This window comes from Pseudarthrobacter sp. NPDC055928, from assembly GCF_042270935.1.
Lineage (GTDB): Bacteria > Actinomycetota > Actinomycetes > Actinomycetales > Micrococcaceae > Arthrobacter.
In genome coordinates this window covers 1,265-4,189 of record NZ_JBHJZH010000043.1, presented here as the reverse complement: position 1 = coordinate 4,189, position 2,925 = coordinate 1,265, and the positions used below count along the sequence as shown (strand labels likewise).

Annotated in this window: 1 rRNA gene; it reads right to left on the bottom strand. The window is 55.0% G+C overall.

The features are described from left to right. Window positions 1-2,799: ribosomal RNA gene (locus ACFC25_RS22645) — 23S ribosomal RNA — on the bottom strand; the annotation flags it as partial. Window positions 2,800-2,925: the final 126 nt, after the last annotated feature.

Genomic DNA, 2,925 nt, shown 5'->3' with positions numbered 1-2,925 from the left:
CAGCTCGCGTACCGCTTTAATGGGCGAACAGCCCAACCCTTGGGACCTACTCCAGCCCCAGGATGCGACGAGCCGACATCGAGGTGCCAAACCATGCCGTCGATATGGACTCTTGGGCAAGATCAGCCTGTTATCCCCGAGGTACCTTTTATCCGTTGAGCGACGGCCATTCCACAATGTACCGCCGGATCACTAGTCCCGACTTTCGTCCCTGCTCGAGATGTCTCTCTCACAGTCAAGCTCCCTTGTGCACTTACACTCGACACCTGATTGCCAACCAGGCTGAGGGAACCTTTGGGCGCCTCCGTTACTTTTTAGGAGGCAACCGCCCCAGTTAAACTACCCATCAGGCACTGTCCCTGACCCGGATTACGGGCCGAAGTTAGATGTCCAAAGTGACCAGAGTGGTATTTCAACGATGACTCCACCCGAACTGGCGTCCGGGTTTCAACGTCTCCCACCTATCCTACACAAGCCACTCCGAACACCAATACCAAACTATAGTAAAGGTCTCGGGGTCTTTCCGTCCTGCTGCGCGTAACGAGCATCTTTACTCGTACTGCAATTTCGCCGAGTTTATGGTTGAGACAGCGGGGAAGTCGTTACTCCATTCGTGCAGGTCGGAACTTACCCGACAAGGAATTTCGCTACCTTAGGATGGTTATAGTTACCACCGCCGTTTACTGGGGCTTAAATTCTCAGCTTCGCCTTGCGGCTAACCGGTCCTCTTAACCTTCCAGCACCGGGCAGGAGTCAGTCCGTATACATCGTCTTGCGACTTCGCACGGACCTGTGTTTTTAGTAAACAGTCGCTTCCCCCTGGTCTCTGCGGCCCCGATCCCCTCCGGACAGCAAGTGTCCATCAAGGTTGGGGCCCCCCTTCTCCCGAAGTTACGGGGGCATTTTGCCGAGTTCCTTAACCATAATTCTCTCGATCGCCTTAGTATTCTCTACCTGATCACCTGTGTCGGTTTGGGGTACGGGCGGCTAAAACCTCGCGTCGATGCTTTTCTCGGCAGCATAGGATCACCAAATCCCCCCAAACGGGGGTCCCATCAGATCTCAGGCATCATGAACAGCGGATTTGCCTACCGTTCGCCCTACATCCTTAGACCGGGACAACCATCGCCCGGCTTGGCTACCTTCCTGCGTCACACCTGTTAATACGCTTGCCTCCCAGGATCAGGTCCTGCGCTCCACCAAAACCCTCACACCACAAGGGCGATCGGGCAGGTCTCGGGCAGTTAGTATCCCCTGTTCAGCATGGGCGGTTTTTCGCCGGTACGGGAATATCAACCCGTTGTCCATCGACTACGCCTGTCGGCCTCGCCTTAGGTCCCGACTTACCCAGGGCAGATTAGCTTGACCCTGGAACCCTTGATCATTCGGCGGACGGGTTTCTCACCCGTCTTTCGCTACTCATGCCTGCATTCTCACTCGTGTAGGCTCCACCGCTGGTTTACACCGCGACTTCACTGCCCACACGACGCTCCCCTACCCATCCAGACGCCTGAACCACAAGGGCTTAGCTAATATCTGAATGCCACAACTTCGGCGGTGTACTTGAGCCCCGCTACATTGTCGGCGCGGAATCACTTGACCAGTGAGCTATTACGCACTCTTTTAAGGATGGCTGCTTCTAAGCCAACCTCCTGGTTGTCTTCGCAACTCCACATCCTTTCCCACTTAGCACACGCTTAGGGGCCTTAGTTGGTGGTCTGGGCTGTTTCCCTCTCGACTATGAAGCTTATCCCCCACAGTCTCACTGCTGCGCTCTCACTTACCGGCATTCGGAGTTTGGCTGACGTCAGTAACCTTGTAGGGCCCATTAGCCATCCAGTAGCTCTACCTCCGGTAAGAAACACGCAACGCTGCACCTAAATGCATTTCGGGGAGAACCAGCTATCACGAAGTTTGATTGGCCTTTCACCCCTACCCACAGCTCATCCCCTCCATTTTCAACTGAAGTGGGTTCGGTCCTCCACGACGTCTTACCGTCGCTTCAACCTGGCCATGGGTAGATCACTTCGCTTCGGGTCTAGATCACGCCACTGCAACGCCCTATTCAGACTCGCTTTCGCTACGGCTTCCCCACACGGGTTAACCTCGCGACGTAACACTAACTCGCAGGCTCATTCTTCAAAAGGCACGCCGTCACAGCTACAAGGCTGCTCCGACGGATTGTAAGCACACGGTTTCAGGTACTGTTTCACTCCCCTCCCGGGGTACTTTTCACCTTTCCCTCACGGTACTGGTCCGCTATCGGTCATTAGGGAGTATTTAGGCTTATCAGGTGGTCCTGACAGATTCACACGGGATTTCTCGGGCCCCGTGCTACTTGGGATACTCTCCAGGCGGTACTAAACATTTCGGTTACGGGGCTCACACCCTCTACGGCCGGCCTTTCAAGACCGTTCACCTATGCCAGCACATCACACCCCACTGTCCCGGCAGAGACAGTACGGAAAGTCCCACAACCCCGACCATGCAACGCCCGCCGGCTATCACACATGGAACGGTTTAGCCTGATCCGCGTTCGCTCGCCACTACTGACGGAATCACTATTGTTTTCTCTTCCTGCGGGTACTGAGATGTTTCACTTCCCCGCGTTCCCTCCACGCACCCTATGTGTTCAGATGCGGGTCACCAGGCAACTCGCGCCCCTGGCGGGGTTTCCCCATTCGGACACCCTGGGATCACAGTCCGGTTATCGACTCCCCCAGGCTTATCGCAGATTCCTACGTCCTTCTTCGGCTCCTAATGCCAAGGCATCCACCGTGTGCTCTTAAAAACTTGACCACAAAAGATCAAGGAGTAATTCACGAGAGAACATGAAAACCACCCAGGCACCACCACCACAACCCCGAAAGGCCACAGCACCAGCACCCGGACAGATCCAGGTTCATATTCTTGGAAATTGCTTCT